General features: G+C 67.5%; 26 protein-coding genes. 22 read left to right on the forward strand and 4 right to left on the reverse strand.

The genetic code is table 11. The features are described from left to right. Window positions 1–4 precede the first annotated feature (4 nt). On the forward strand, window positions 5–616 hold the full coding sequence (locus EPO41_RS25535) for a L,D-transpeptidase family protein (protein WP_296331616.1): 612 nt from the start codon (window positions 5–7) through the stop codon (window positions 614–616). A gap of 41 nt (window positions 617–657) precedes the next feature. Here the strand turns inward: EPO41_RS25535 and hrcA are convergent, their stop codons facing one another. Then, window positions 658–1,761: a heat-inducible transcriptional repressor HrcA gene (gene hrcA, locus EPO41_RS25540; RefSeq protein ID WP_296331618.1), complete on the reverse strand. Its 1,104-nt coding sequence runs from the start codon at window positions 1,759–1,761 to the stop codon at window positions 658–660. Window positions 1,762–1,883: 122 nt separating this feature from the next. Between hrcA and rph the strand changes: the two genes are divergently transcribed. Genes rph through EPO41_RS25560 form a run of 4 tightly spaced genes read left to right on the forward strand, consistent with a single transcriptional unit; the run spans window position 1,884 to window position 5,201 of the window. Beyond that, window positions 1,884–2,603, forward strand: a complete 720-nt coding sequence (gene rph / locus EPO41_RS25545; RefSeq protein ID WP_296331620.1) for a ribonuclease PH — start codon at window positions 1,884–1,886, stop codon at window positions 2,601–2,603. After that, window positions 2,603–3,217, forward strand: a complete 615-nt coding sequence (gene rdgB, locus EPO41_RS25550; RefSeq protein WP_296331622.1) for an RdgB/HAM1 family non-canonical purine NTP pyrophosphatase — start codon at window positions 2,603–2,605, stop codon at window positions 3,215–3,217. Before rph ends, rdgB begins: the two co-directional genes overlap by 1 nt. Next, window positions 3,214–4,368: a radical SAM family heme chaperone HemW gene (hemW, locus tag EPO41_RS25555; protein ID WP_296331624.1), complete on the forward strand. Its 1,155-nt coding sequence runs from the start codon at window positions 3,214–3,216 to the stop codon at window positions 4,366–4,368. The genes rdgB and hemW overlap by 4 nt, the downstream gene beginning before the upstream one ends. After that, complete coding sequence (locus EPO41_RS25560; protein WP_296331627.1) at window positions 4,365–5,201, forward strand: transporter substrate-binding domain-containing protein; 837 nt, start codon at window positions 4,365–4,367, stop codon at window positions 5,199–5,201. Before hemW ends, EPO41_RS25560 begins: the two co-directional genes overlap by 4 nt. Before the next feature lie 109 nt (window positions 5,202–5,310). Here EPO41_RS25560 and EPO41_RS25565 read toward each other — a convergent pair whose 3' ends face one another. After that, the gene (locus EPO41_RS25565; protein ID WP_296331628.1) at window positions 5,311–5,970 is read right to left on the reverse strand and encodes a GntR family transcriptional regulator; all 660 of its coding nucleotides are present in this window, start codon (window positions 5,968–5,970) and stop codon (window positions 5,311–5,313) included. Window positions 5,971–6,184: 214 nt separating this feature from the next. Between EPO41_RS25565 and EPO41_RS25570 the strand changes: the two genes are divergently transcribed. From EPO41_RS25570 to EPO41_RS25595, 6 genes are read left to right on the forward strand one after another with little or no spacing between them, the layout of a single operon-like run. Then, complete coding sequence (locus EPO41_RS25570) at window positions 6,185–7,297, forward strand: BMP family ABC transporter substrate-binding protein (protein WP_296331630.1); 1,113 nt, start codon at window positions 6,185–6,187, stop codon at window positions 7,295–7,297. Between the two features lie 26 nt (window positions 7,298–7,323). Next, window positions 7,324–8,391 (forward strand): ABC transporter permease, encoded by a 1,068-nt coding sequence (locus EPO41_RS25575; protein ID WP_296331632.1) that lies wholly within the window; start codon window positions 7,324–7,326, stop codon window positions 8,389–8,391. 2 nt (window positions 8,392–8,393) lie between these two features. Next, window positions 8,394–9,320 carry an ABC transporter permease gene (locus tag EPO41_RS25580; protein ID WP_296331634.1) on the forward strand — a complete coding sequence of 309 codons (927 nt, stop codon included), beginning with the start codon at window positions 8,394–8,396 and terminating at the stop codon, window positions 9,318–9,320. Between the two features lie 8 nt (window positions 9,321–9,328). Further along, window positions 9,329–10,012, forward strand: a complete 684-nt coding sequence (locus EPO41_RS25585; protein ID WP_296331636.1) for an isochorismatase family cysteine hydrolase — start codon at window positions 9,329–9,331, stop codon at window positions 10,010–10,012. Between the two features lie 47 nt (window positions 10,013–10,059). Next, window positions 10,060–11,517 (forward strand): ABC transporter ATP-binding protein, encoded by a 1,458-nt coding sequence (locus tag EPO41_RS25590; protein ID WP_296331756.1) that lies wholly within the window; start codon window positions 10,060–10,062, stop codon window positions 11,515–11,517. Further along, complete coding sequence (locus tag EPO41_RS25595) at window positions 11,517–12,179, forward strand: cysteine hydrolase (RefSeq protein WP_296331638.1); 663 nt, start codon at window positions 11,517–11,519, stop codon at window positions 12,177–12,179. Before EPO41_RS25590 ends, EPO41_RS25595 begins: the two co-directional genes overlap by 1 nt. 134 nt (window positions 12,180–12,313) lie before the next feature. Here EPO41_RS25595 and hspQ read toward each other — a convergent pair whose 3' ends face one another. Beyond that, the gene (gene hspQ / locus EPO41_RS25600) at window positions 12,314–12,685 is read right to left on the reverse strand and encodes a heat shock protein HspQ (RefSeq protein WP_296331640.1); all 372 of its coding nucleotides are present in this window, start codon (window positions 12,683–12,685) and stop codon (window positions 12,314–12,316) included. Between the two features lie 231 nt (window positions 12,686–12,916). Here hspQ and EPO41_RS25605 point away from each other — a divergent pair, with 231 nt between their 5' ends. The 9 genes from EPO41_RS25605 to EPO41_RS25645 all read left to right on the forward strand — a co-directional run bounded on the left by EPO41_RS25605 (window position 12,917) and on the right by EPO41_RS25645 (window position 21,689). After that, window positions 12,917–13,732 carry an MBL fold metallo-hydrolase gene (locus tag EPO41_RS25605; RefSeq protein ID WP_296331641.1) on the forward strand — a complete coding sequence of 272 codons (816 nt, stop codon included), beginning with the start codon at window positions 12,917–12,919 and terminating at the stop codon, window positions 13,730–13,732. Window positions 13,733–13,742: 10 nt separating this feature from the next. Beyond that, complete coding sequence (locus tag EPO41_RS25610; protein ID WP_296331645.1) at window positions 13,743–14,579, forward strand: class I SAM-dependent methyltransferase; 837 nt, start codon at window positions 13,743–13,745, stop codon at window positions 14,577–14,579. After that, window positions 14,579–15,931, forward strand: coding sequence for an adenylate/guanylate cyclase domain-containing protein (locus EPO41_RS25615; RefSeq protein ID WP_296331647.1), 1,353 nt, complete (start codon window positions 14,579–14,581; stop codon window positions 15,929–15,931). The genes EPO41_RS25610 and EPO41_RS25615 overlap by 1 nt, the downstream gene beginning before the upstream one ends. A gap of 89 nt (window positions 15,932–16,020) precedes the next feature. Next, complete coding sequence (locus tag EPO41_RS25620; protein ID WP_296331649.1) at window positions 16,021–16,746, forward strand: Tim44/TimA family putative adaptor protein; 726 nt, start codon at window positions 16,021–16,023, stop codon at window positions 16,744–16,746. Between the two features lie 17 nt (window positions 16,747–16,763). After that, window positions 16,764–17,867, forward strand: coding sequence for an MltA domain-containing protein (locus EPO41_RS25625; protein ID WP_296331650.1), 1,104 nt, complete (start codon window positions 16,764–16,766; stop codon window positions 17,865–17,867). A gap of 117 nt (window positions 17,868–17,984) precedes the next feature. Continuing rightward, window positions 17,985–18,776, forward strand: coding sequence for a (Fe-S)-binding protein (locus EPO41_RS25630; protein WP_296331651.1), 792 nt, complete (start codon window positions 17,985–17,987; stop codon window positions 18,774–18,776). Then, window positions 18,776–20,194: a LutB/LldF family L-lactate oxidation iron-sulfur protein gene (locus tag EPO41_RS25635; RefSeq protein ID WP_296331652.1), complete on the forward strand. Its 1,419-nt coding sequence runs from the start codon at window positions 18,776–18,778 to the stop codon at window positions 20,192–20,194. The genes EPO41_RS25630 and EPO41_RS25635 overlap by 1 nt, the downstream gene beginning before the upstream one ends. Continuing rightward, window positions 20,191–20,877 (forward strand): LUD domain-containing protein, encoded by a 687-nt coding sequence (locus EPO41_RS25640; RefSeq protein WP_296331653.1) that lies wholly within the window; start codon window positions 20,191–20,193, stop codon window positions 20,875–20,877. Before EPO41_RS25635 ends, EPO41_RS25640 begins: the two co-directional genes overlap by 4 nt. Further along, window positions 20,877–21,689: a methyltransferase gene (locus EPO41_RS25645; protein WP_296331654.1), complete on the forward strand. Its 813-nt coding sequence runs from the start codon at window positions 20,877–20,879 to the stop codon at window positions 21,687–21,689. The genes EPO41_RS25640 and EPO41_RS25645 overlap by 1 nt, the downstream gene beginning before the upstream one ends. Before the next feature lie 98 nt (window positions 21,690–21,787). Here EPO41_RS25645 and EPO41_RS25650 read toward each other — a convergent pair whose 3' ends face one another. Continuing rightward, on the reverse strand, window positions 21,788–23,170 hold the full coding sequence (locus EPO41_RS25650) for a porin (protein ID WP_296331656.1): 1,383 nt from the start codon (window positions 23,168–23,170) through the stop codon (window positions 21,788–21,790). 453 nt (window positions 23,171–23,623) lie between these two features. Between EPO41_RS25650 and EPO41_RS25655 the strand changes: the two genes are divergently transcribed. After that, window positions 23,624–24,133, forward strand: a complete 510-nt coding sequence (locus tag EPO41_RS25655) for a DUF3576 domain-containing protein (protein ID WP_296331758.1) — start codon at window positions 23,624–23,626, stop codon at window positions 24,131–24,133. A 101-nt stretch (window positions 24,134–24,234) separates the two neighbouring features. Then, window positions 24,235–26,844 (forward strand): leucine--tRNA ligase, encoded by a 2,610-nt coding sequence (gene leuS, locus EPO41_RS25660; protein WP_296331657.1) that lies wholly within the window; start codon window positions 24,235–24,237, stop codon window positions 26,842–26,844. Window positions 26,845–26,861 lie beyond the last annotated feature (17 nt).

Here is a 26,861-nt window from a genome sequence, read left to right on the forward strand (position 1 = left end):
GGCAATGACCGACGAGAATGTCCTGATCGTACAGGCCGATTCGGCCGAAACCTCCCTGGGGTGGGCCACCCTGGGCGGGCGGCGCTGGCGTTGCACGGTGGGTGCAGGCGGCATCCGCGAAGACAAGGTCGAGGGCGATTCCGCGACGCCGGTCGGTGAGTTCCCGCTGCGCCGGATCTATTTCCGCAACGACCGGCTGGTCCTGCCCAAGGTCAACCTTCCGGCACGGCCGATCAACGAGCACGACGGCTGGTGCGACGACCCACGCTCGCCGACCTACAACCGGCTGGTCAGCATTCCCAACGAATGGAGCCACGAGAAGATGTGGCGCGAGGACGGGCTCTACGACCTCGTCGTCGTGGTCGGCTACAACGACGACCCGCCGGAAGGCGAATGGGGCAGCGCCATCTTCCTCCACATCGCGCGCGACGACTATGCCGGCACGCAGGGCTGCGTCGCCTTCTCGCGCGACGATCTCCTGGAGCTGGTGCCGCTGCTCACCCGCGAGACACGCCTTCGTGTCCTCTCACATGCCGCCGACGAAGAGGCACGGCCTCCTTCGGAGGAGGACGTGCGCATGAAGCAGTTCGAGGATTTCGACGAGAAGGATTGGTGAGTTCTTCCTCCTCTCCCCCTGCTCGGGGAAAGGAATATGAATCAGCCAACCACTCTTCCAATCGCGCGGGCGGTGTAGTCGACCAGCGGGATGATGCGCGCGTAGTTGAGGCGCGTGGGACCGATCACGCCGATGGCGCCGAGGATCCGTTCCTGCGAATCGCGGAACGGGGCGACCACCATCGAGCAGCCGGTATTGGCGAACAGCGGGTTGTCGGCGCCGATGAAGATCTGCACGCCCGACGCGGTGTTGGCGAGTTCGAGCAGGCGCACGAAGCTTTCGCCGCGCTCCAGAGCGTCGAACAGGATGCGCACCCTTTCCAGATCCTCGATCGCCGTGATGTCCTCCAGCAGCCGCGCCTGGCCGCGCACGATCAGCGCGCCGCCGCCGGGCTCGCCGGACCAGGTCGCCAGGCCCGATTCGATCACGCGCGCGGTGAGGTCGTTCAGCTCGGCGCGCTTCAGCTTGATGTCTTCCAGTATCAGCCGGCGCGCCTCGTCGAAGGTACGGCCGCTCAGCCGCGCGTTGAGATAGTTGCTGGCCTCGGTCAGCGCCGAGGGCGGCATGCCGATGGGCGTGTCGATCACGCGGTTCTCGACATGGCCCGATTGCGTCACCGTCACGACCAGCGCGCGGCCCGGCCCGAGATTGACGAACTCGATGTGCTTCAGCGGCTGTTCGGTCTTGGGCGCCATCACGAGGCCGGCGCAGCGCGACAGGCCCGACAGCATCGCGGTCGCCTGTTCCAGCGCCTCGGTGACGCTGCGGCCCGAGGGAGCGCAGCGCGCCTCGATCGATTCGCGCTCCTCCTCGGAGACGTTGCCGACCTCGAGCAGGCCATTCACGAACAGTTTCAGCCCGGCATCGGTCGGTAACCGGCCGGCCGAGGTATGCGGCGCATAGAGCAGGCCGGCATCCTGCAGGTCGGCCATGATGTTGCGGATCGTGGCCGGCGACAGGGTTTCGGTGAGCTTGCGGGTGAGGGCGCGGGAGCCCACCGGTTCGCCGGTTTCGACATAGCCTTCCACGACATGGCGCAGCACCTCGCGGGCGCGCTCGTTCAGTTCCGCCACGGAGGCGGCTCGCTGACCTGTCGGGGTGTCGGCATGGGCACCCCCGGGCATGCCGATGCGGTGAATCGCCATGGGAAAAATGTAGGTAGTGCGGAGGGCACGGTCAATGAACGCCGGCTCGAATGCGGTATGGCGGCTGGATTCGCCTTCTCCCGGGCGCTACACACCGGCCGCCCGCCCCTCAGGAGAAATAAATGCGCCCATCAGGCCGCGCCCCCGACCAGCTTCGCCCGGTTTCCCTGGAACCCGGCTTTTCCCGTCACGCCGAGGGGTCGTGCCTGGTGAAGTTCGGCGACACCCATGTCCTCTGCACCGCATCGGTCGACGAGAAGGTGCCGCCGTGGATGCGCAACAGCGGCAAGGGCTGGGTCACGGCCGAATACGGCATGCTGCCGCGCTCGACCCATACCCGCATGGACCGTGAGGCCGCGCGCGGCAAGCAGTCGGGTCGCACCCAGGAGATCCAGCGCCTGATCGGCCGCTCGCTGCGCGCCGTCGTGAACCTGCAGGCCATGGGCGAGCGGCAGATCAACATCGACTGCGACGTGCTGCAGGCCGATGGCGGCACGCGCACGGCCAGCATCACCGGCGCCTGGGTCGCCCTGCACTTCGCCTACCAGCGCCTGATCAAGGACGGCAAGCTGGCGGCCAATCCGCTGTCCGGCACGGTCGCCGCGGTGTCGTGCGGCCTGTGGGAGGGCACCGCCGTGCTCGACCTCGACTATCCCGAGGATTCCAAGGCCGAGGCCGACGCCAACTTCGTGCTGACGGGCACGGGCGGCATCGTCGAGGTTCAGGGCACCGCCGAGACGGACCCCTTCACCGAAGCGCAGTTTCTCGAGCTGCTGGCGCTCGCCAAGAAGGGCATCGGCGAGCTGACCAAGATGCAGCGTGCCGCCGTCGGGCTCGACTGATGGCCCGCCGCTTCGCCCTGCCCAAACTCGTTGTGGCGACCCACAATCGCGGCAAGGCGGGCGAGATCCGCACCATGCTGACCCCGTTCGGCGTCGAGATCGTCTCGGCCGGCGATCTCGGCCTGCCGTCGCCGGACGAGACCGGCACGACCTTCGAGGACAATGCCACCCTGAAGGCGCTGGCGGCGGTCCGGGCAAGCGGCCTTCCCGCGCTTGCCGACGATTCCGGCCTCAGCGTGCACGCGCTCGACCATCAGCCCGGCGTCTACACCGCCGACTGGGAAGGACCGACGCGCGACGCCATGGTCGGTATGCGCCACATCCAGGACGAGCTCGCGGCGCGCAAGGTGCCCCAGACCGATGCGGCACGCAGGGCGACCTTCCATTGCGTGCTGGTGCTGGCCTGGCCCGACGAGCATGTCGAGCTGTTCCACGGCACGCTCGACGGCGCCATCGTCTGGCCGCCGCGCGGCACCGGCGGCCATGGCTACGATCCGTGTTTCCAGCCGGTCGGCGAGACGCGCACGACGGCGGAAATGTCGGACAGCGAGAAGAACGCCATCAGCCATCGCGGCCGCGCCTTCCGGATGATGGTCGAGGCCTGCTTCGGATGAGCCCGGCGCCGCTGGGCGTCTATGTCCATTGGCCCTTCTGCAAGTCGAAGTGCCCCTATTGCGATTTCAACAGCCATGTCCGCGACGGCGTCGAGCAGGCGCGCTGGCGGGCGGCGCTGCTGCGCGAGCTGGAGCATGCCGCGCGCGAGGCTCCCGACCGCCGGGTCGAGACGATGTTCTTCGGCGGCGGCACGCCCTCGCTGATGGAGCCGGAAACCGTCGCCGCGCTGATCGCGCGCACGAAGGAACTCTGGGACAGCGCGCCGGACATCGAGATCACGCTCGAGGCCAACCCGACCTCGGTCGAGGCCAGCCGTTTCGCCGCGCTGGCCGAGGCCGGCGTCAACCGCGTGTCGCTGGGCGTGCAGGCACTCGATGCGGCGTCGCTGAAGTTCCTCGGCCGCGAGCATTCGACCGACGAGGCGCTGGACGCGCTCGCCACGGCGCGACGTCACTTCGCGCGCCATTCCTTCGACCTGATCTACGCGCGGCCCGGCCAGACGCCGGAGGCCTGGGCCGAGGAGCTGGAGCGGGCGCTCACACAGGCCGGCGAGCATCTGTCGCTCTACCAACTCACCATCGAACGCGGGACGCGCTTCTTCACCGATCACGCGCGCGGGAATTTCGTGCTACCGGACGAGGAAGCGTCGGCCGCGATGTTCGAGCAGACGCAGGCGCGGCTCTTCGAAGCCGGCCTGCCGGCCTACGAGATTTCCAACCACGCGCGGCCGGGGGCTGCCTGCCGCCATAATTTGATCTATTGGCGGTATCAGGATTACGTCGGCATCGGACCGGGCGCGCACGGCCGCTTCGCCGTCGGCAGCGCCAAGAAGGCGACCCGCCGGTCGAGCGGACCGGAAGCCTGGCTGGAGTCCGTCGAGCGGACGGGCCACGGCACGGCGGAGACGTCGACGGTCGAGGGACAGGACCTGGTGGAGGAGGCGTTGATGATGGGACTGAGGCTGGCCGACGGCATCGACCGCGCCACCTTTGCGTCCGTCGCCGGCGTCGATCCCGTCGAAGCCATCGACGCCGCGCGACTCGACCCGCTGGTGCGCGCGGGCTTCCTCGAGTTCGACGCCACGCATCTGCGCGCAACGCCGGAGGGACGGCAGCGTCTCAACGCGCTGCTGGAGCGGCTGGTCGCATGAGGCTCATGCTCGGTCTCCTGGCTCTGATTGCGATGACGGGCGCCGCGTCGGCGCAGCAGCCGCAGAAGCCGCCAGCCAAGCCCGCGGCGGCACCGGCCGCCAAGCCGGGGCCGAAGTCGCCGTTCACGCCACCCGCCTTCAAGATCACCATCGCCACCGAGGGCGCCTTCCCGCCCTTCAACTATCTCGACCGCAAGGGCCTGCCCGCCGGCTTCGAGATGGAACTGGCGCAGGAAGCCTGCCAGCGCATCAAGGCGGAGTGCGAGTTCGTCGCGCTGAAATGGGACGAGCTGATCCCGGGCCTGCTGGACAAGAAGTTCGACATCATCATGTCGTCGATGGAAGTGACGCGCGAGCGGCGCCAGCGCATGGGCCTGTCGCGCCGCTATTATCTTTCGCCGGGTGCCTTCATCGCTCCCAAGGGCGCGCCGTACGACGGGCCGCCGTCGCTGCTGCGCAACAAGCGCATCGGCATCCAGAAGGATTCGATGCACGCCGACTGGGCCGACAAGAGCTTCCGCCGCTCCGCCCAGCTCAAGCGCTACAACTCGATCACCGAGGCGTTGAACGCGCTGGCCAACGACGAGGTCGACGCGGTGTTCGGCGACAAGGCGCAGCTCTGGCTGTGGAGCCAGAAGCCCGAAGGCAAGTGCTGCGAGCTGGTCGGCCAGGACATCAAGGACACGCAGACGCTGGGCGTCGGCGTCGCGGCGGGCCTGCGCAAGGAAGACGCCAAGCTGCGCGAGGCGCTCAACAAGGCCTTCGGCGAGATGATGACCGACGGCACCTACAAGAAGATCAACGACAAGTATTTCCCGTTCGCGCTGAATTAGAAGCGACGCCCCCTTATTCATGTCATCCTGAGCGAAGCGAAGGATCTAACGGCAGCAACGGAGTACTTCGCTCGCTCTACCAGGTCCTTCGCTTCGCTCAGGACGACTTTTACGCCGCGTTGATCGCCGCGAAAGCCTCGAACGCATCCTCGACCAGGCTGACGTGGTGGATCATGGCGGCGTGGGCGCCGGCGGCGTCGCCGGAGACGATGGCGCGCACGACGGCGTCGTGTTCCTGGTTGGAGCGCAGCAGGCGGCCGTCCACGCGGAACTGGGCGCGGCGGTAGGGGCCGACGCGGCGGCGCAGGTTCATCGCGTATTCGGCGAGCGGCGCATTGTGGGCTCCGGCATAGATCGCCGAGTGGAAGGCGACGTTGGCATCCGAATAGGCTTCGGTGTCGCCGGCTGCCGCGAGCGCCATCATCGCTTCGTGCCGCGCCTGCAGGCGCCGCCGCTCGACCGGCGTCATGCTCATGGCCGCCAGCCGGGCGCAGGTCGCCTCCATCTCGGCCATGGCCACGAACAGGCTTTCGATCTCTTCGGGCGTCGCCTTGGAAACGATCGCGCCCTTGCGCGGGCGCATGTCGATCAGGCCGCTCATCGCCAGCTGGCGCAGCGCCTCGCGGACCGGCGTCCGCGACACGCCATGCTGCTCGGCGAGGCCCACCTCATCGAGGCGTTCGCCGGGCGGCAACCTACCGTTGAGGATGCCGTCGGCGATCGCCGTGGCGAGCTTGTCGGCCAGGGTCGGGTTGGTGTCGGTGCTCATGCCAGTCTGCATACAAGATGGATGCCAAAGGAGGAATTGCACTCATCCATGCACAAAAAGAATGCAATGAGATGAAATTGCATACAATTAAGGCGGGCAATTTGCCGTTTCTTCGCGGATTCGCCTGCTTTTGGGGCCTCCAGGGCGTGGCACACCGCTTGCTGTTTCCCTTTCGGGCCGCGACGGCCGGACACGCGATCGAGGGGGACGTTCGATGATCGACAAGTTCAATATCGGCCGACGGGCACTTCTGGGCGGCGCGGCCGGCGCAGCCGCTTTCGGTCTCGCGGGCGGCGCCCAGGCGCAGAAGCCGCTGGTGGTGGGCTTCATCTATGTCGGCCCGCGCGACGACTACGGCTACAACCAGGCCCATGCCGAGGCTGCGGCCGTGCTGAAGAAGATGGCCGGCGTGAAGGTCGTCGAGGAAGAGAAGGTGCCGGAGACCGTCGCCGTCGAGAAATCGATGGAGAGCATGATCAACATGGACGGCGCCACGCTGCTGTTCCCGACCTCGTTCGGCTACTTCGACCCGCACATGCTGCGCATGGCGGCCAAGTATCCGAAGATCCAGTTCCGCCACTGCGGCGGCCTGTGGAACCAGGCCAAGAACCCGATGAACACCGGCAGCTACTTCGGCTACATCGACGAGGCGCAGTATCTCGCCGGCATCGTCGCCGGCATGACGACCAAGAGCGGCAAGCTGGGCTTCGTCGCCGCCAAGCCGATCCCCCAGGTGCTGCGCAATATCAACGCCTTCACCATGGGCGCGCGCTCGGTGAACCCGAAGGCCACCACCCAGGTCATCTTCACCGGCGACTGGTCGCTGCCCGTCAAGGAGGCCGAGGCGACCAACTCGATGATCGCGCAGGGCGTCGACGTCGTGACCTGCCATGTCGACAGCCCGAAGGTCGTGATCGAGACCGCCGAGCGCGCCGGCATCTTCACCAGCGGCTATCACACCAACCAGGCGAAGCTTGCGCCCAAGGGCTACCTCACCGGCGCGGAGTGGAACTGGGAGCGGATCTACGTCGACTTCGTCGAGACGATGAAGAAGGGCGGCGTACCGGGCAACTTCGTGCGCGGCGGCCTGAAGGAGGGTTATGTCCGCACCTCGCCGTTCGGACCGGCCGTGTCGGAGGCCGCCAAGGCCAAGGTCGACGAGGTGAAGAGCGGAATCCTGAACGGCAGCTTCGCCATCTACAAAGGCCCGCTCAAGGACAACAAGGGCAACACCGTCATCGACGGCGGCACGGCCTACACCCAGACCGAGCCCAAGCTCGAGGGGATGAACTACCTGGTCGAAGGCGTTCTCGGCGCGACGTCTTAAGCCGCGCCGCGGACCAGGGCCCAGTTGTGAGTACGGGCATCGGCACCGCCCTCGAACGCATCGCCGTCTCGGCGCTGGCTCTGCTGGCGTCGGCGGTGATCTTCGGCCTGCTGCTGATCCTCTATGCGGGCGTCGATCCGTTCGAGGCCTACGCGCTCATGTACCAGGGTGCATTCGGCAGTTGGTTCTCCTTCCAGAACACACTGACGCGCGCGGCACCCCTGATCCTGACGGCGCTGTGCACGGCGCTGCCGGCACGGCTCGGACTGATCATCATCGGCAACGAGGGGGCGCTGGTGCTGGGCGGCGTCGCGGCCGCCGCCGCGGGCGTCGCCGTCGCGGCCTCCGGGCCGCTGGTCACCAACCTCGCCATGGCGGCGGCGGCGATGATCGTGGGCGGTGCCTGGATCGCGCTGGCGGGTGGCCTGCGCCAGTATCGCGGTGTCAACGAGACGATCTCCAGCCTGCTGCTCACCTACATCGCCATCGCCCTGATGAACCACTTCGTCGAGGGCCCGCTGCGCGATCCGACGAGCCTCAACAAGCCGTCGACCCCGCCGATCGGCGACGCCAACATGCTGGGCACGATCGGCGGCAGCGACGTGCATTGGGGCCTCGCCTTCGGCATCGTGGCGTGCCTGCTCTGCTATGTCGTGCAGCGCTTCACCACCTTCGGCTTCGCCATGCAGGTGATCGGCGGCAATCCCAAGACCGCGCGCATGATGGGCCTGAACGTCGGCCGTTACGTGCTGATCGCCTGTGCCGCCGGCGGCGCGGCGGCGGGTCTCGCCGGCATGGTCGAGGTGGCGGCGGTGCACGGCAAGGCCAACGCCTCGCTGGCCGTCGGCTACGGTTTCACCGGCATCCTGGTCTCGTTCCTCGCGCGCCATCATCCGCTGGCGATCATTCCCGTCGCCATCCTGCTGGGCGGCATCGGCGCCAGCGGCGGCCTGCTGCAACGCCGGCTCGACCTGCCGGATGCGGCGGTGGTGGTGCTGCAGGGAATCATCTTCGTCTGCATCCTGGCCAGCGAGACGCTGTACGGCCGCTCGTGGACCTGGTTGTGGCGCTTCCGGGCGGCGGAGGGACGCTGAACATGGACGGCAGCGACATCGGTCTCTGGGGCGTACCGCTGGCCATGCTGGCCGGCGCCATACGCGTCAGCACCCCCTTCATCTTCGTGAGCCTCGGCGAGTGCCTGACCGAGCGCAGCGGCCGCATCAACCTCGGCCTCGAGGGCACCTTGATGATGGGCGCGATGAGCGCTTACGGCACGGCCCTGCTGAGCGGCTCGCCGTGGCTCGGTGTGCTGGTCGCGGCCTTCGTCGGCCTCCTGCTGGGCGCGCTGCATGCCGGGCTCTGCCAGCTCCCCAAGGTCAACGACATCGCCACCGGCATCGGCCTGATGCTGTTCGGCACCGGCCTCGCCTTCTTCCTGGGCAAGCCCTATATCCAGCCCAAGGCTCCCAACCTCGGCGCGCTCGATCTCGGCGGCTGGAGCAGCATCCCGCAGGTGCAGCAGGCGCTGCAGGTCAATCCCCTGTTCATCGTCGGCATCCTGCTCGCCTTCGCCCTGGCCTGGGCGCTGAAGAACACGCGCTGGGGCCTGATCGTGCGCCTCGCGGGCGAGAGCGTCGATGCGGCGCTGGCGATCGGCGCCTCGGTCGGCCGGGTGCGGCTGCTGGCGACCGCGGTCGGCGGTGCCTTCGCGGGCATCGGCGGCGCCTTCCTGTCGCTCTATTATCCCGGAAGCTGGAACGAGGGCCTGTCGAGCGGCCAGGGCCTGATGGCCGTGGCGCTGGTCATCTTCGCGCGCTGGGACCCGATCCGCTGCCTGTGGGCCTCGCTGCTGTTCGGCGCGGCCGGCGCGATCAGCCCGGCGCTGCAGTCGGTCGGCGTGACCCAGGGTTACTACCTGTTCAGCGCCGCGCCCTATGTCCTCACCCTCGCCCTGATGATCGCCACCTGCTCGCCCGCGCGCAGCCTGCGCGGTGCGCCGGGCGAGCTGGGCGCCGTCAAGTAGGAGCCGCCATGAGCAAGACCCATATCGACTCCCGCCCCTATGCCTGGCCGTGGAACGGTGCGCTGCGGGCCGACAACACCGCCCTGGTCATCATCGACATGCAGACCGACTTCTGCGGCGTCGGCGGCTATGTCGACAAGATGGGCTACGACCTCTCGCTGACGCGTGCACCGATCGAGCCGATCAGGAACCTACTCGCGGCCGCGCGAAAAGCCGGCTGGACGGTGATCCATACGCGCGAGGGCCATCGGCCCGACCTCTCGGACCTGCCGCCCAACAAGCGCTGGCGCTCGCAGCAGATCGGCGCCGGCATCGGCGATCCCGGCCCCTGCGGGCGCATCCTGGTGCGCGGCGAGCCGGGCTGGGAGATCATCCCCGATCTCGCGCCGATCGCGGGCGAACCGATCATCGACAAGCCGGGCAAGGGCTCGTTCTGCGCCACCGACCTCGAGCTGATGCTGCGCACGCGCGGCATCGACAACCTCGTGCTGACCGGTATCACCACCGACGTCTGCGTCCACACCACGATGCGCGAGGCCAACGATCGCGGCTTCGAATGCCTGATCCTGGAGGATTGCACCGGCGCCACCGATCCCGGCAACCACGCCGCCGCGCTGAAGATGGTCGAGATGCAGGGCGGCGTGTTCGGCGCGGTCGCCCATTCGGCCGCGGTCCTGAAGGCGCTCGCGTGACCGCGCCGTCCCTCGAGCTGATCGGCTTCACCAAGCGCTTCGGCGCGATGGCCGCGCTCGACGACGTCTCCGTGAAGATCGAGGCCGGCGCCTTCCATGCCCTGCTGGGCGAGAACGGCGCCGGCAAGAGCACCCTGGTGAAATGCGCCATGGGCTACTACGCCGCCGACCAGGGGCAGATCCTGCTGAACGGGCGCGAGGTCGAGATCGCCCATCCGCGCCAGGCGCACGAGCTCGGGCTCGGCATGGTCTACCAGCACTTCACGCTGGTGCCGAACATGACGGTGCTGGAGAACTTCGTGCTGTCACGCGGCGACCTGCCGGCGGTGATCGACTGGACGGCGGAGCGCAGGGCGCTCAACGCCTTCTTCGAGACGACGCCGTTCACGGTGCCGGTCGACGTGCCCGTCGCCGACCTCGCGGCGGGGCAGAAGCAGAAAGGCGAGATCCTTCGCCAGCTCTACCTGAAGCGCAACCTGCTGATCCTCGACGAGCCGACCTCGGTGCTGACGCCGGACGAGGCCGACGAGGTGCTGACGACCCTGAAGAAGCTGACGACGAGCGGGCAGATCACCATCGTCACCATCACTCACAAGTTCCGTGAGGTGAACACCTATTGCGACGCCGTCACCGTGCTGCGCCGCGGCCAGCTCATCGGCACCAAGCCGACGAGCGAACTCGACAACGACAGGATGGCCGAGATGATGGTCGGCCGGCGCGAGACGCGCACCGTCGTCGAGCGCGAGACGCGCCCGCCCGGCAAGGCGGTGCTGAAGCTCGAAGGGCTGTCGGTGGCTGACAATGTCGGCCAGCTCGCGGTCGAGGAGCTGGCGCTCGAGATTCGGGCCGGCGAGATCGTCGGCATCGCGGGCGTGTCGGGCAACGGCCAGCGCGAGCTCGTCGAGACGCTGGCCGGCCAGCGCGACCTCGAAGCCGGCCGGATGCTGGTGCACGGCGAGGTCTACACCGCGACGCGACCCGAGATGGTCCGTCACAAGATCGCCTGCCTGCCGGAGGAGCCGTTGCGCAACGCCTGCGTCGCCGACATGTCGGTGGCGGAGAACATCGCGCTGCGCTCCTTCGACCAGCCGCCCTCCTCGCCCGACGGCATTCGTCTCAGGCGCAGCCCGATGCGCGAGACGGCGCGGAAGCTGATCGAGGCCTACAAGGTGAAGACGCCGGGGCCGGATGCCGCCATCCGCGGCCTGTCCGGCGGCAACGTGCAGCGCGCGGTGCTGGCGCGCGAACTGTCGAGCGAGGGCGATCTGCTGATCGTGGCCAATCCCTGCTTCGGCCTCGACTTCGCCGCCGTCGCCGAGATCCGCGCCCGCATCGTCCAGGCGCGCAACCGCGGCGCCGCCGTGCTGCTGGTCAGCGAGGATCTCGACGAGATCCTGCAGCTCTCCGACCGCATCGTGGTCATGTTCGACGGCAAGCTGGCCCTGCAGACCGATGCCGCGACTGCTGAAGTCGGCGCGATCGGCCGCGCGATGGCAGGACACTGATGAAAACCATAGCGGCACAGCCGTTCGACTTCACCTTCGATCCGGCGCATCTCGCGCTGATCGTGATCGACATGCAGCGCGACTTCATCGAGCCCGGCGGCTTCGGCGCGACTCTGGGCAACGATGTGAGCCTGTTGTCGGCGATCGTGCCGACGGTCGGGCGGCTGATCGAAGCCTTCCGTCGCGCCGGGTTGCCGATCATCCATACGCGCGAATGCCACAAGCCCGACCTGTCGGATTGCCCGCCGGCCAAGCGGCTGCGCGGCAAGCCGTCGATGCGCATCGGCGATCCGGGCACGATGGGCCGCATCCTGATCGCGGGCGAACCCGGCGCCGATATCGTGCCGGAACTGGCCGCCCGGCCGGGCGAGATCGTGCTCGACAAGCCGGGCAAGGGAGCCTTCTACGCGACGCCGCTCGGCGACATCCTGGCCGAGCGCAAGATCACGCACCTGGTGTTTGCCGGCGTCACCACCGAGGTCTGCGTTCAGACGACCATGCGCGAGGCCAACGACCGCGGCTTCGAGTGCCTGCTGGCCGAGGATGCGACCGAAAGCTATTTCCCGGAATTCAAGAAGGCCGCACTCGACATGATCCGCGCGCAAGGCGCGATCGTCGGCTGGACCGCCACCGTCGACCAGGTGGCCGAGGCACTAAATTAACCTCGTCGTCTCGACCGAAGCCGAGCGCAGCGAGGCGAAGTGGAGAGACCTTGTCTCCACCAATTGCCGGCTCTTAGCGGAGAGAAGGTCTCTCCACTCCGCACCTCCGGTGCTCCGGTCGAGACGACGGAGTGTTAGTGCAGCGCCCGCTCGCGCGAGACGTAGTGGCCGCGTTTCAGTTCCTTGAAGAACTGCGGCACCTGCGGATGCGACACCGGCTTGCCGGTATCGTCGGCCAGCAGGTTCTGCTCCGAGACGTAGGCCACGTAGGTGGTCTGCGCGTTTTCGGCGAGCAGATGGTAGAAGGGCTGGTCGCGTCGTGGCCGCACCTCTTCGGGGATCGACGACAGCCACTCCTCGGTGTTCGCGAACACCGGGTCGACGTCGAAGATCACGCCGCGAAAGGGGTAAACGCGGTGCTTCACGACCTGGCCGATGGCGAACTTGGCGCAACGCAGGGGCGGCACCGCGGCCGCCGGGGTAGAAGCCTGATTGATGGGTTCCATAGGCAAAGTATTGCTCCGAACAGGCCGGTAGGCAACGCAGTCGGGACGCCGGATTCGACCGCCGACTGCAAGAATACGCGAAAAACAGCCGCCTGGATCGCTACGCAAGAATGTGGCCAGAATGATGGAGCCTCTTGCCTCGGTTGACGGGACGCACCCGCCTGTGGACTCTGGCGACACAGTTGCCGGGAAGGGTTTGTGGTCGACGGTCTTAAAGTCCGATTCTGGGGCGTGCGGGGATCCATCTCGTGCCCCGGCGCAGAATATGCGCGGTACGGCGGCAACACTTCGTGCCTGGAAGTCACCGCCGGCGGCCGCCGGCTGATCTTCGACGCCGGCACGGGTATTCGCACGCTGGGCGTGGAACTCGCGCGTCAGGCGCCGCTCGACATCGACATCTATTTCACCCACACCCACCTCGATCACATTTCGGGGCTCACTTTCTTTGCGCCGCTGTTCGACCGCCGCAATTCGGTGCGCATGTGGGCCGGCCATCTCGAGGCCCCGTACACGCTGAAGAAAGTCGTCGGCCACCTGATGCAGGCGCCGCTCTATCCGGTGTCCCTCGACGTCTTCCAGGCACGCGTCGAATTCCGGGAGTTCAAGGCCGGCGAGGGCCTGTCGTGCGGCGCGGTCGCGGTACGCACGGCACCGCTCAATCATCCCAATGGCGCCACCGGATATCGCATCGACCATCTCGGCAAGTCGATCTGCTACGTCACCGATACCGAGCATCGTGAGGGCCATGTCGACGGGGGGATCGTCGAGCTTTGCCGCGGCGCCGACGTGATGATCTACGATTCGAGCTACACCGATGAGGAATACGCGCGCTATCGCGGCTGGGGCCATTCGACCTGGCAGGAGGGCGTCAGGGTCGCCGATGCGGCCGGCGTCGGGACACTTGCGATCTTCCATCACGATCCCAGCCATGACGACGCCTTCATGGACGGCGTGGCGCGGGCCGCGGCCGCCGCGCGGCCCGGGATCGCGGCGAGCGGCCTGCCGCGCGCCCTCGTCGCCCACGAAGGCCTGACCCTGACGCCGTGAGCATGTCCCGATGAGTGCCAGCTCCACCCTGCGCGGCCGCTGGCGGCGGTTCGCCCTCGGTCTGCCGACCGTGCTCGGCCTGAAGCCGCGCGGCTGGTTCATCCCGCACCGCTATGCGCCGCTGCTGCCGCCGCCGGGGGCGCAGCCACCCTATCCCGCGATCGAGCGTTTGTTCGAGGAGCATGCCGACCAGTTCGCCGCCATCCTCGATGCCGTCGACGCGCGGGCGGAGGCACTCGAGAACTGCAAGGCGATGTTCGAGCAGTCGTGGTTCCCGTCGCTCGACGCCGCCGTCGCCTATGCGCTGGTGCGCGAACGCAAGCCGCGCCGCATCATCGAGGTCGGTTCCGGCCATTCGACGCGCGTCCTGTCGAAGGCGCTGGGCGGCGTCGGCGAGATCCTGGCCATCGACCCGGCGCCGCGTGCCGACATCGCCGACCTGCCGGGCGTGCGCGTGAAATCGTCGACGCTGCAGGCGGCGCCGGACAAGGTCTTCGACGGCCTGGTGCAGGGCGACGTGCTGTTCATCGATTCCAGCCACATCCTGATGCCCGGCAGCGACGTCGACATCCTCCTGAACCGCGTCCTGCCGCGCCTGCCGTCCGGCACGCTGGTTCACATCCACGACATCTTCCTGCCGTTCGACTATCCCGCAATCTGGGGCTGGCGCGCCTACAACGAACAACAGGGTGTGGTGCCGCTGCTCGCCAGCGGCGCGTTCAAGCCGCTCTTCTCCAGCGTCTGGGCGGAGCGGCGCATGGCCGACCGGCTGGCCGCCTCCGTGATCTCGCGCCTGCCGCGACCGCCGGATGCGCTCCCCGCCAGCCTCTGGCTGGAAAAGCGCTGATGCTGCGCCGCCTGCGCGACTGGTTGTTCGGCAGCGGCGATGCGGCCCAGCTCCCCGTGCGCGTGCGCGAAGCGATCGCGCGCCAGCAGGATCAGAGCGAGATCCTGATCGGCTGGGTGCAGCTCGTCATCGTCGTGCTGGTGGCCACGGTCTATGAAACGAGTTCGATGCCGGGCGGCGTGGTGCAGGAGGATTATTCCTTCGAGTTCGACGTGCTGGTCACCTACGGCATCTTCTGCCTGGTACGCCTCGGCCTTGCCTATGCGCGCCTGCTGCGGCCCTGGATGCTTTATCTTTCGGTGGTCGCCGACATGCTCCTGCTGATGGGGCTGATCTATTCTTTCCATTACAAATATGCCCAGCCGGCCGTCTTCTATCTGAAGGTACCGACTCTCCTCTACGTCTTCCTGTTCATTGCGCTCCGGGCGCTGCGCTTCGAGGCGCGCTTCGTCATTTTTACCGGCCTGACGGCGATCGCAGGATGGATCGGTCTCATCCTCTACGCGGTGGGCGGCCGCGGCGGGCCGGCCAATCCGACCGACGACTTCGTCGAGTACATGACCTCGAACGCGTTGCTGGTCCACGCCGAGGTCGACAAGATCATCGCCATCCTGCTCACCACCCTCGTGCTGGCACTTGCCATCTCGCGGGCGCGCCAGCTGCTGGTGCAGGCGGTGAGCGAGAGCACGGCGGCCCAGGACCTGTCGCGCTTCTTCGATCCGGGCGTGGCGGCCCGCATTCGGGGCGCGGCGATGTCGATCAAGGCGGGCGAAGGCGAGCTGCGCGACGTCGCCATCCTCACCGTCGACCTGCGCGGCTTCACGCGCCTGTCGACCGAACTCCCGCCCGACGCGGTGATGAAGGTCCTGCAGGACTATCAGGGGCGCGTCTGTCCGCTTATCGCGGCGGCCGGCGGCAGCATCGACAAGTTCCTGGGCGACGGCATCCTGGCGTCGTTCGGCGCGGTGATGCCTTCGACCACGGCCGCCGCGGACGCGCTGCGGGCCGCCGACGCGGTGATGCAGGCCGCCGCGGACTGGGCCTCGGAGCGCCGCGCCGCCGGCGCGAGCCCGCTCGAGATCGGATTGGCCGTCGCGGCGGGCCGGGTCGTGTTCGGCGCGGTGGGCGACGGCGAACGGCTCGAATTCACGGTGATCGGCGAGGCCGTGAATTTCGCGGCGAAACTCGAGAAGCACAACAAGGAAGAGCGGACCCGCGCCCTCACCGACGGTATCACCTACGCGCTTGCCGAACGCCAGGGCTATCGCGCGCCCGTGAGGCATGAGCGCCGCCCCGGTCGAACGGTCGGCGGCGTCACCGAAGCGGTCGATATCGTGGTTCTGGCTGCCTGAGAAATGTCGTTGCCCAGGAGGCGGGCAGGCGGTTGCCTTGCCCTTTCCCCATTCGGAGCCTATGTAATTTAGGACAGTGGAGCGCCATCGTGGGAAACAACTACGACATCATCCTGATCGGGTTGGTCGCGGTCTTCTTGATCCTGCGGCTGCGGTCCGTGCTGGGCAAGCGCACCGGCAACGAACAGCCGCCAGCCCGCGATCCCTTCACGCCGCCTGCGCCGCCGCCGGCCACGCCGCGCGTCGGTGATGCCGCGCAAGGCAGCGACAATGTCGTGCCGCTGCCGACGGCCAATGCGCCGGCGCCGCGTCAGTCCTCGGCGACCAGCGGACCGGGCGGCATTCGCGCGACCGTCATGCCGACCGCCGCCCCCGGCGTCGCCGCGATCCGCACCGCCGATCCGGACTTCGAGCCGATCGGCTTCACGGGCGGTGCCCGCGCCGCGTTCACCGCCATCGTCGAGGCGTTCGCGCGCGGCGATACCGCAACGCTCAAGCCGTTGCTCGACAGCGCCACCTACGCGAGCTTCGAGGCCGCCATTCGCGGCCGCATCGAGCGAAACGAGAAAGCGGAGACGACGCTGATCGGCTTCGAGGCCTCGGACATCGCCGCCGCCGAAATGCAGGGCACGAACGCCGTCGTCACGGTGCGGTTCGTCAGCGAGCAGATCAACGTCGTACGCAATGCCGACAGCCAGATCGTCGACGGCAATCCCAACGAAGTTCAGAAGGTCGTGGACCTCTGGACGTTCCGCCGCGATACGACATCGCGCGATCCCAACTGGCAGCTCATCAAGACCGAAAGCGAAGGCTGAGGGAGGCGTTTCCGAGAATGCGACAGAGCCTCCTTGCCGGTGGCATGGCCCTTTTGGCCGCTGCCGGTTTCCTCTCTGCCTGCGCCTCGACCCCCGGCTCCGCGCCTCAGCAGCGCATTTCGATGGAGCCGACCTCCTATAACGAAATCGCGGGCTGGGCTGAGGATCGCCACGCCGAAGCCCTTGCAGCCTTTCGCCGCTCCTGCCCCAAGCTGACCGCCGGCCCGGATGTCGCGATCGCCACCGACGGCGGCGAGAAAACGATCTCCGCCGGGGAATGGAAGCGCATCTGCGACAACGCCGGCGCAGTGAAGCCAGGGGATGCCCGCGGCGCGCGCAATTTCTTCGAGTCGAATTTCCGCCCCCTGATCGTCAAGGTGCAGGGCAAGTTCACCGGCTACTTCGAGCCCGAGATGCGCGGCAGCAAGGTGCCGTCGCGGCTCTTCACCGTTCCGGTTTACCGCAAGCCACCCGACCTCGGCGATCAACCCTACCTGACGCGCGCCGAGATCGAGGCGGGCGCCCTCAAGGGCAAGGGGCTCGAGATCGCCTACGTGCAGGATCCGGTCGGCCTGTTCGAGATGCAGGTGCAGGGCAGCGGGCGCATACAGCTCGCCGAGGGCGGCAGCATGACCCTGGGCTTCGACGGGTCCAACAACCGTCCCTATACGGCGATCGGCACCGTGCTGGTCGAGATGGGCGTGATGAAGAAGGAAGACGCGACCTGGCCGGCCATTCGCGACTGGCTGAAGCGCAATCCGCAGCAGGCCCGGGACGTGATGCGCAAGAACGAGCGCTACATTTTCTTCAAGGACACCCGGACTTCGGCGCCGATCGGTGCCGAGGGCGTGCCGCTCACCGCCCAGCGCAGCATGGCGGTCGATCCCACGATCACACCGTACGGCACGCCGGTCTGGATCGACACGCGCCGTCCCGTCTATCGCAAGCCCGGCGCCACCGAATCCTATCGCCGCCTGATGATCGCGCAGGACACGGGCGCGGCCATCAAGGGCCCGGCGCGCGGCGACGTGTTCTACGGCGCCGGCGCGCAGGCGGCCGACTGGGCCGGCCGCATGAACAGCGACGGTCGCGCCGTCGTCCTGGTTCCGAACAAGAACTGACGGCCGCGACCCATCCGCGACCTTCGGCGGAGGCGCCGGCAAGCCGCCCCATCACGCTGGAACAATTCCAGACAAGCCGCCGTTGCACGCCCATTTCACCGCTGCCATGTTCGGGCCGTGTCCAGATCGCCGTCCAAGCCACCCGCCCGCCCGCGCCGCGTCGCGCTCTTCGTCACCTGCCTGGTCGACCTGTTCCGGCCGTCGGTCGGGTTCGCGGCCGTCAAGCTCCTCGAGGAGGCCGGCTGCACCGTCGAGGTGCCGCCGCTCCAGGTCTGCTGCGGCCAGCCCGCCTACAATACCGGCGACCGCGCGACGACCCGCGCCATCGCCGCACAGGTCATAGACACCTTCGAGGGTTACGATGCCGTCGTGGCACCCTCGGGCTCCTGCGGCGGAATGCTGTCGCATCATTATCCCGGCCTGTTCGATGACGATCCGGCGATGAAGGCCCGCGCGGAGAACCTGGCCGGCCGCAGCCATGAACTCATCTCGTTCCTGGTGGACGTACTGGGTGTCAAGGAAGTCGGCGCACGCTACGACGGGTCGGTGACCTATCACGATTCCTGCTCCGGCCTGCGCGAGCTCGGCGTGAAGGCCCAGCCGCGCAATCTGCTGGGGTCGGTGCAGGGGCTCGAACTCCGCGAGATGAAGACCCCCGAAGTCTGTTGCGGCTTCGGCGGCACGTTCTGCGTGAAGTACCCCGAGATCTCGAACGCCATGGTCGGCGAGAAGTCGGCCGATATCTCTTCCACCGGAGCCGACACGCTGCTGGCCGGCGATCTCGGTTGCCTCATGAACATGGCCGGCAAGCTGCAGCGCGAAGGCAGCGCCATCCGCGCGCGCCATGTCGCCGAGGTGCTGGCTGGCATGGGCGACCTGCCGGCGATCGGCGAACCGGAGCGCGGCTGATGGAATCGACCGCCCATGCCTTCAAGGAGAATGTCGGTCACGCGCTGGCGGATCCCAACCTCCAGGATTCGCTGGCCAAGCTGAAGGTCGGCTTCTCCGAGCGGCGACGCCAGGCCGCCGAGCGGCTGCCCGAGTTCGAGGCGCTGCGCGACCGCGCGCGCGACATCAAGAACCACACGCTGGCCCATCTCGACTTCTACCTGGAGGAGTTCGAGCGCAAGGTCATCGGGCTCGGGGGCCATGTCCACTGGGCGCCGACGGCCGCAGATGCGCGGCGCATCATTGCCGAACTCTGCCAGAGCGTGAACGCCCGCACCGTCGCCAAGTCCAAGTCGATGGTGGCCGAGGAGATCGCCCTCAACGAGCATCTCGAGGCGCTGGGCATCGCGCCGATCGAGACCGATCTCGGCGAGTACATCATCCAGCTGCGCAACGAGCCGCCCAGCCACATCATCGCGCCGGCCGTCCATCTCACCAAGGACCAGGTCGCCGACACGTTCCTCGAACACCACGCCAAGCTGGGCTTCGACAAGCGCCTGACCGAACGCAACGATCTCGTCGCCGAAGCGCGCTACGTCCTGCGCCAGAAGTTCCTCGACGCCGATGTCGGGCTGACCGGCGCCAACTTCCTGGTGGCCGAGACCGGCTCGTCGATGCTGGTGACCAACGAAGGCAATGCCGACCTCTCGAACACGCTGCCCCGGATGCACATCGTGCTGGCCAGCATCGAGAAGGTGATCCCGACGCTCGAGGACGCGGCAGTGCTGCTGCGCGTGCTGGCGCGGTCGGCGACAGGCCAGGAATCCTCGGCCTACACGACGCTGAACACCGGCCCGAAGCGGCCGGGAGACCTCGACGGGCCGGACCAGTATCACGTCGTTCTGCTCGACAATGGCCGGTCGAGCGTCCTCGGCACCGAGATGCAGGAGATCCTGCGTTGCATCCGGTGCGGCGCCTGCATGAACCATTGCCCGGTCTACGGCGCCGTCGGCGGCCATGCCTATGGCTGGGTCTATCCCGGCCCGATGGGCGCGGTGCTGACGCCGCAGCTCGTGGGCGTCGAGGAAGCCAGCAACCTGCCCAACGCCTCGACCTTCTGCGGCCGCTGCGAGAGCGTCTGCCCGGTGCGCATTCCGCTGCCGAAACTGATGCGCCACTGGCGCGAGCGCGAGTTCGAGAAGCACCTGACGCCCAAGGCGGTGCGGCAGGGGCTGGCCTTGTGGAGCTTCGCCGCCCGCCGGCCTGCGCTCTATCGCCGTCTCACGGGAATTGCGAACCGCGTGCTGGCCCTGTTCGGCCGCGCCGACGGTCGCTATCGGGCGCTGCCGCTCGCCGGCGGCTGGACGCGCTTCCGCGACTTCCCTGCGCCGCAGCCTGGCGGCACGTTCCACGCGCGCTGGGCGAAGAGGAAGGCATGAGCGACGCGACGCACGACGCCCGGACCCAGATCCTGGACGGCATTCGCCGCTCGCTGCGTCGCGGCGAGCTTGCCGGCGAGGCCCGCAATGCCGTCGATGCACGCCTCGCCGAGCCGCCGCGCGGCCCGTCGGTGGCGCGCGCGCGCCTGCCGCAAGCTGAGAAGGTCGCGCTGTTCTGCCAATGGGCCGAAGCCCTCAACGCCACCGTGGCGAGGGTCGGCGCGGCCGACGTGCCGGGTGAAGTGACGGCCTATCTCGCGCGCAACAATCTGCCGGCGACCGTCGCGATGGCGCCCTCGCCTCTCCTCGAAGGCTACGACTGGTCGAGCCAGAAGATGCTCTCGATCCGACGGGGTCGCGGCGAAGGCAGCGACCAGGTTTCGGTCACCGGCGCCTTTGCCGGCATTGCCGAGACCGGCACCGTCGTGATGGCCTCGGGGCCCGACCATCCGGTCTCGCTCAACCTGCTGCCCGACACGCATGTCGTGGTGCTGCGCGAGGCCGACATCGTCGGGGGCTATGAGGATGTCTGGGAGCGGCTGCGCGCCCGTTACGGCAAGAGCCGGATGCCGCGCACCGTCAACACCATCACCGGGCCGTCGCGTACCGGCGATATCGAGCAGGCGATGGAGCTGGGCGCCCACGGCCCGCGCCGCATGCACATCCTGGTCGTGCGCGACTGATGGCCGCCGGGGGCGCCACTCCTGGTGAGCCGCGCCCTGGTGAGCTACGCCCGGATGAGCTGCGCCCCGGGGAGCTGCGCCCCGGTGAGCTGCGCATCGTCGGCACGAGCGTTGCCCGCGAGATCGACCTGTTGCTGGACCGCGTGGCCCAGTCAATCGGCAAGCGGACGCCCCGGGTCCTGCAGGTGGGATCGCGCACCCTCGTCGCCGATCGCAACGTACGCAACTGGCGCAAGCTCGTCGCCAAGCGCTTCGGTCCCAAGGCCCGCTTCATCGGTCTCGACCTCATCGAGGGCGCCAACGTGGATTGCGTCGCCGACATCTGCAGCGATCCGCGGACCCTGAAGGGGAAGCTGGGCGAGGAGCCGTTCGACCTCGCGATCTGCTGCCACGTTCTCGAACACACGCGCCATCCCGCGCGCGCGGCGCGCAATATCGAGCAGGCGCTGCGGCCCGGTGGGCTTGCCTATGTGACGGCGGCCTGGTCGCAGGCCTTCCATGCCGCGCCCGACGACTATTGGCGCTTCTCGGTGCGTGGCCTGATGCTGCTGTTCGGGCGGCTCGAAGTTGCTTCATCCTTCTACAGCGGCGGCGACGTGGGCCTCGACGTCGCCTATCGGATCGAGCGGGACGGCAGGCCGGAGCTCGACCCGCGCGCGGGCGCGGTGGAGCAGGGCCTCTTCCAGCTCGTCCTCGACCATGAGGACAATCGTGCCGTGCTGGCGCGTCAGGCGACCGAGCGCCTGCCAGTGTCGCGGACCTACCTGCCCAGCCTGTTCGTCAACCTGGTCGGCCGTCGCGTCTCGCGATAGGAAGCCGCCGTCGCGGCTCGCGACAGGAATCCAAAGTCCGCACAAAAGAAAAGAGCGGGCTTTCGCCCGCTCTCTCCAATTTTCGGATCGCCCTGCGACTAGAAGCGCAGGTCCATACCCAGCAGCAGACCCCAGCTGTTGCCCGAGACGGCAGCAGACGGACCCGAAGCCGTGTACAGCAGACCACCGCCGGTGAGCTTCACGCCCGGCCCGAGCGCGTAGTTCACGCCGATTTCCCACTTGTTGACCGACTCCTGGCCAAACGCGAGAGACGCCGGGTTGTTGCCGGGGCTGAACGCCGTGGAGTTCACGCCCGGAACGCCGGTGGCGGCCGGTGTGGTGCAAGTAGCGCTGTTGACCGCGATCGTGTTGCAGCCAATGGAGCCGTTGCCGTTGTTGTTATACGAACCGACCCAGTTGAACGACATCTGCCACGGACCGGTCTCGTACATGATACCCGCGGTGTAGAAGCGGGTGTCGTTGTTCTGGCCGGTGTAGTAGTTGGAGCCCAGACCCTGGTTGTCCCAGCCAAGCGCGCCACCGAGGGTGAAGCCCTTGAAGCCGACCTGAGCGCCGACGACCCACTGCTTCCAGGCGGTCGCGTTGGCGCCCGTCGCCATGTTGGCGGCGCCAGCGAACGGCTGGTTGCCCGGGATGAAGCTGCCGTACAGGAACGCGCCGTACAGCGCGACCGTGACATCGCCGAACTTGTTCAGGTAGTTGGCGCCGACGTCGAACACGTCCTGATACGAGTAGTCGTTCGTCAGGCAGTTCGGCGCCGAGGTGGCGTTGGTGTAACCACAGACACCGGTCGTGCCGGAACCCGGACCGACGCCGAGGCCGGACATCGCGCCGCCCTGCGGGTTCACGTTGATCTTCGGACGATAGCCGACACCGATCTGCAGGCCCTGGAAGCGCGGGGTGAAGTAGTTGATGCCCTGCGCGTCCTGGAACTGGCCGGCGTTCGTCGTCGTCGTGGCGTGGAACCACGCCTTGTTGTTGGCGATGACGCTCTGGTTGGCCCAGGCGAAGTTCGAGTTGTGCTGAACAGCGCCGAAGCCCAGCAGGGCCGACGGCGTGCCGTAGTACATACGGTAGGTCGCCGGATCGCGCGAACCGAACTCGATGCGGCCCCAGTCGCCGAAGGCGAACAGGAAGGCTTCGTCGATCCAGGCCGCGCCGGTCGTCGCCGTGCTGCCCTGCGCCCAGCCTTCGAGTTCGACGTGCACGCCGACCGAGGTGCCATTGTCCAGCTTGGTCTGGCCGATGAAGTGGATTTCACCTTCCTGCTGGAAATTGAGACCCTTGTACTGCGCCCACGAGCCGTCCGTGGCATAGGTCGACTGGATGCCGCCGGCGATGGCGTAGAATTGGTAATAGCCGCCCACGCCGATCTTGATCGGATCGGCGGCCATGGCCGGCGCGGCCATCAGCCCACCGACGACCAAGGCGGTCGAGCCAAGTAGAAGCTTCTTCATCATTCTCCCTCTCTCATTGATCAGAGACTGGTACGTACCAAAAGGCCTGTCCGACCGGCGGGAACTGGAAGCCTGAAGACACGAGGCCCACCGAATCCACCAATGCGGCAGGGCTATAAAACACTTCGCCAAAACGAGGGTCAAGAAATGGTCGCCCGACGGCTTCATTCTGCCCGCACCTGTGGCGTCTTTGTCACATTTTGCGAGCCTTCCAAGCGGCGGCGAAGGCTTCGTGGATAATTGGTTGCAACACAAGATCGACAAGGAACAAAAGAAGGTGGCTACAAGAAACTCATTGCGTCGTATCGCCCCGCCGCTTGCAGTTCAGGTCGCCTTGCGCCTATGGTCCCCGCCACTGTCTCCGCCGCAGAATTGCGGCCCATGGGAAGAGTAAGGCGCCATTCTATGACGGGACCGTCCAGATTAGCGAGCATTGTTGCGGCTGCGTTGTTGGCAGTGGGCGCCACCGGCTGTGCCGACGAAACCAGCAAGTATGAAAGGGCCACGGGTCCGTCGGGCGACCGCAGCAGGGAGGACGTTCGAGCGGGACTGGGCGGCCGCACCCAGGAGCAGGGCACGCTGTTCGGTCCCGGCGGCCTCCTGGGTTCCAAGGCGGAAAAGAGGGACGACACCGGCACCGGCGTGGCGGTGAATGCCTATCTGTGGCGGGCGTCCCTCGACACCATCAACTTCATCCCGCTGGTCTCGGCCGATCCGTTCGGCGGCGTCATCATCACCGACTGGTATACCCCGTCCGAGACGCCCAACGAGCGCATGAAGGTCCAGGTCACCATCCTCGACCGCGAGCTGAGGGCCGACGGTGTGCGCGTCTCGGTCTTCAAGCAGCAGACCAGCCCCAAGGGCGGCAACTGGGTCGACGCCCAGGTCGACCCACGCACCAACATCGACATCGAGAACGCGATCCTCACGCGCGCCCGCCAGCTTCGCATCGCCGGCGGGTCCTGAGTCGGCTCTCCTCTCTGTCAAAGCTTGACGTGAGAGGCCGCAGCGGGCATCCGCTGCGGCCTCAGTCTTTTCTGGGTACACCCTTTTTCGGGAAGAACTCCGTGTCGTCGACGCAAGCCGCACCCGCCGTGCGCTACAATTTCACCGAAACCGAGAGCAAGTGGCAGAAGGTCTGGGAAGAGCGCCAGACCTTCAGGGCCGCGATGGACAAGGCGCGACCCAAGTACTACGTGCTCGAAATGTTCCCCTATCCGTCGGGGCGCATCCACATGGGGCACGTGCGCAACTACACGCAGGGCGACGTGATCGCCCGCTACAAGCGCGCCAAGGGCTTCAACGTGCTGCACCCGATGGGCTGGGACGCGTTCGGCCTGCCGGCCGAGAACGCCGCCATGGAGAAGAAGGTCCATCCGAAGAAGTGGACCTACGAGAACATCGCCACGATGAAGAAGCAGCTGAAGTCGATGGGCCTGTCCCTCGACTGGAGCCGCGAGCTGGCGACCTGCGACCCGAGCTACTACCGCCACCAGCAGAAGATGTTCCTCGACTTCTGGAAGGCCGGGCTCGCCTATCGCAAGGAAGCCTGGGTCAACTGGGATCCCGTCGACAACACCGTGCTGGCCAACGAGCAGGTGATCGAGGGCAAGGGCTGGCGCACCGGGGCACCGGTGGAGCGGCGCAAGCTCACCCAGTGGAACCTCAAGATCACCCACTTCGCCGATGAGTTGCTGAGCCGCCTCGACACGCTCGACCGCTGGCCCGAGAAGGTGCGCCTGATGCAGGCGAACTGGATCGGCAAGAGCCGCGGCGCGCGCGTCTTCTGGCAGCTCACCGACGCCTCGGGCGCCGCCTTGCCTGAAAAGGACGGGGGCAAGCTCGAGATCTTCACGACGCGCCCCGACACGCTGTTCGGCGCCTCGTTCATGGCCCTGTCGGCCGAGCATCCGCTGGTCCAGGGCCTCGCCGCGGGCGATCCCGGCCTGCAGCACTTCGTTGCCGAATGCCGCAAGACCGGCACGGCCGCCGCCGAGGTCGAGACCGCCGAGAAGCAGGGCTACAAGCTGCCGCTTCTGGCGAAGCACCCGTTGATACCGGGCAAGACGGTCCCGGTCTTCGCCGCCAACTTCGTGCTGATGGAATACGGCACGGGCGCGATCTTCGGCTGCCCCGGCCATGACGAGCGCGACCACGAGTTCGCGACCAAGTACGGCCTGCCGATCCTGCAGGTCGTGGCGCCGGTCGACGGCAAGGCGCTCGACATCGCCGCCGCGCCCTATGTCGAGGATGGCGTCATCGTGAACTCCGGGTTCCTCGACGGGCTCGGCGTCGAGGACGCGAAGGCCAAGGTGATCGCGCGCCTCGAGGAGATGGGCGTCGGCAAGGGCACCATCCAGTATCGCCTGCGCGACTGGCTGGTCTCGCGCCAGCGCTACTGGGGCTGCCCCATCCCGGCGATCCATTGCGAGGACTGCGGTGTCGTGCCGGTGCCGGACAAGGACCTGCCGGTCGAGTTGCCCGACGACGTGACCTTCGATCGTCCCGGCAATCCGCTCGACCGGCATCCGACATGGAAGCATGTCGCCTGCCCGGCCTGCGGCAAGCCCGCCCGCCGCGAGACCGACACGTTCGACACCTTCATCGATTCGAGCTGGTACTTCGACCGGTTCACCTCGCCGCATCTCGAGACGGCGCCGTTCGACCGCGAGGAGAACCAGTACTGGATGCCGGTCGATCAATATATCGGCGGCGTCGAGCACGCGATCCTGCACCTGCTCTATTCGCGCTTCTGGACTCGCGCGATGCGCGAGGTCCAGATGACCAGCCGCGACGAGCCGTTCGACGGTCTCTTCACCCAGGGCATGGTCTGCCACGAGACCTATCGCGCGAGCGACGGGACGTGGCTGACGCCCGAGGAGATCGCGCGCGAAGGCGGCAAGGTGGTGCGCCTCTCCGACAAGACCCCGGTCGATGTCGGCCGCTCGGAGAAGATGTCCAAGTCGAAGAAGAACGTCGTCGACCCGGACCAGATCATCCGTGACTACGGCGCCGACACCGCGCGCTGGTTCATGCTGTCCGACAGCCCGCCGGAACGCGACCTCGAATGGACCGAGGCCGGCGTCACCGGCGCCTGGCGCTTCCAGCAGCGGCTGTTCCGCATCGCCTCGCAGGCGATCGAGACCATACCGGCCATCGGCACGGCCAGGCCCGCGACCTTCTCGGACGCGGCCGTCGCCCTGCGCCGCGCCGCGCACAAGTCGATCGCCGGCCTCTCGGCCGACATCGAAGCCTTCCATTTCAACAAGGCCGTCGCCCGTCTCTACGAGTTCGCCAACACGATCGATTCGGTCGAGGCCAGGGACGACTCGACGCGCTGGGCGCTGCGCGAGGCGCTGGAGATCTTCGTGCGCCTGATCGGCCCGATGACGCCGCATCTCGCCGAGGAGCTGTGGCACGCACTCGGCCACAGGAGCCTGCTGGCCGATGCGCCGTGGCCGCTGCCCGAGGACGCGCTGCTGGTCGACGACACCGTCACCGTCGCCGTGCAGTTGAACGGCAAGCTGCGCGGCACCCTCGCACTGGCCAAGGACACGCCCAAGGACGCGGCGGAAGCCGCGGCGCTGGCCCTGCCCGAACTCATCCGCGGCCTCGACGGCAAGACCCCCAAGCGGGTGATCGTCGTGCCGAACCGCATCGTCAACGTCGTGGTCTAGGGTTCCAACACCCAGAA

This window comes from Reyranella sp. (genome assembly GCF_004297265.1).
Lineage (GTDB): Bacteria > Pseudomonadota > Alphaproteobacteria > Reyranellales > Reyranellaceae > Reyranella.

Bases quoted from the DNA above. Each gene is read 5' to 3' on its own strand.
- EPO41_RS25535 (WP_296331616.1), top strand. From the start codon at position 5: ATGACCGACGAGAATGTCCTGATCGTACAGGCCGATTCGGCCGAAACC.
- hrcA (WP_296331618.1), bottom strand. From the start codon at position 1,761: ATGGCGATTCACCGCATCGGCATGCCCGGGGGTGCCCATGCCGACACC.
- rph (WP_296331620.1), top strand. From the start codon at position 1,884: ATGCGCCCATCAGGCCGCGCCCCCGACCAGCTTCGCCCGGTTTCCCTG.
- rdgB (WP_296331622.1), top strand. From the start codon at position 2,603: ATGGCCCGCCGCTTCGCCCTGCCCAAACTCGTTGTGGCGACCCACAAT.
- hemW (WP_296331624.1), top strand. From the start codon at position 3,214: ATGAGCCCGGCGCCGCTGGGCGTCTATGTCCATTGGCCCTTCTGCAAG.
- EPO41_RS25560 (WP_296331627.1), top strand. From the start codon at position 4,365: ATGAGGCTCATGCTCGGTCTCCTGGCTCTGATTGCGATGACGGGCGCC.
- EPO41_RS25565 (WP_296331628.1), bottom strand. From the start codon at position 5,970: ATGAGCACCGACACCAACCCGACCCTGGCCGACAAGCTCGCCACGGCG.
- EPO41_RS25570 (WP_296331630.1), top strand. From the start codon at position 6,185: ATGATCGACAAGTTCAATATCGGCCGACGGGCACTTCTGGGCGGCGCG.
- EPO41_RS25580 (WP_296331634.1), top strand. From the start codon at position 8,394: ATGGACGGCAGCGACATCGGTCTCTGGGGCGTACCGCTGGCCATGCTG.
- EPO41_RS25585 (WP_296331636.1), top strand. From the start codon at position 9,329: ATGAGCAAGACCCATATCGACTCCCGCCCCTATGCCTGGCCGTGGAAC.
- EPO41_RS25590 (WP_296331756.1), top strand. From the start codon at position 10,060: ATGGCCGCGCTCGACGACGTCTCCGTGAAGATCGAGGCCGGCGCCTTC.
- EPO41_RS25595 (WP_296331638.1), top strand. From the start codon at position 11,517: ATGAAAACCATAGCGGCACAGCCGTTCGACTTCACCTTCGATCCGGCG.
- hspQ (WP_296331640.1), bottom strand. From the start codon at position 12,685: ATGGAACCCATCAATCAGGCTTCTACCCCGGCGGCCGCGGTGCCGCCC.
- EPO41_RS25610 (WP_296331645.1), top strand. From the start codon at position 13,743: ATGAGTGCCAGCTCCACCCTGCGCGGCCGCTGGCGGCGGTTCGCCCTC.
- EPO41_RS25615 (WP_296331647.1), top strand. From the start codon at position 14,579: ATGCTGCGCCGCCTGCGCGACTGGTTGTTCGGCAGCGGCGATGCGGCC.
- EPO41_RS25625 (WP_296331650.1), top strand. From the start codon at position 16,764: ATGCGACAGAGCCTCCTTGCCGGTGGCATGGCCCTTTTGGCCGCTGCC.
- EPO41_RS25635 (WP_296331652.1), top strand. From the start codon at position 18,776: ATGGAATCGACCGCCCATGCCTTCAAGGAGAATGTCGGTCACGCGCTG.
- EPO41_RS25640 (WP_296331653.1), top strand. From the start codon at position 20,191: ATGAGCGACGCGACGCACGACGCCCGGACCCAGATCCTGGACGGCATT.
- EPO41_RS25645 (WP_296331654.1), top strand. From the start codon at position 20,877: ATGGCCGCCGGGGGCGCCACTCCTGGTGAGCCGCGCCCTGGTGAGCTA.
- EPO41_RS25650 (WP_296331656.1), bottom strand. From the start codon at position 23,170: ATGATGAAGAAGCTTCTACTTGGCTCGACCGCCTTGGTCGTCGGTGGG.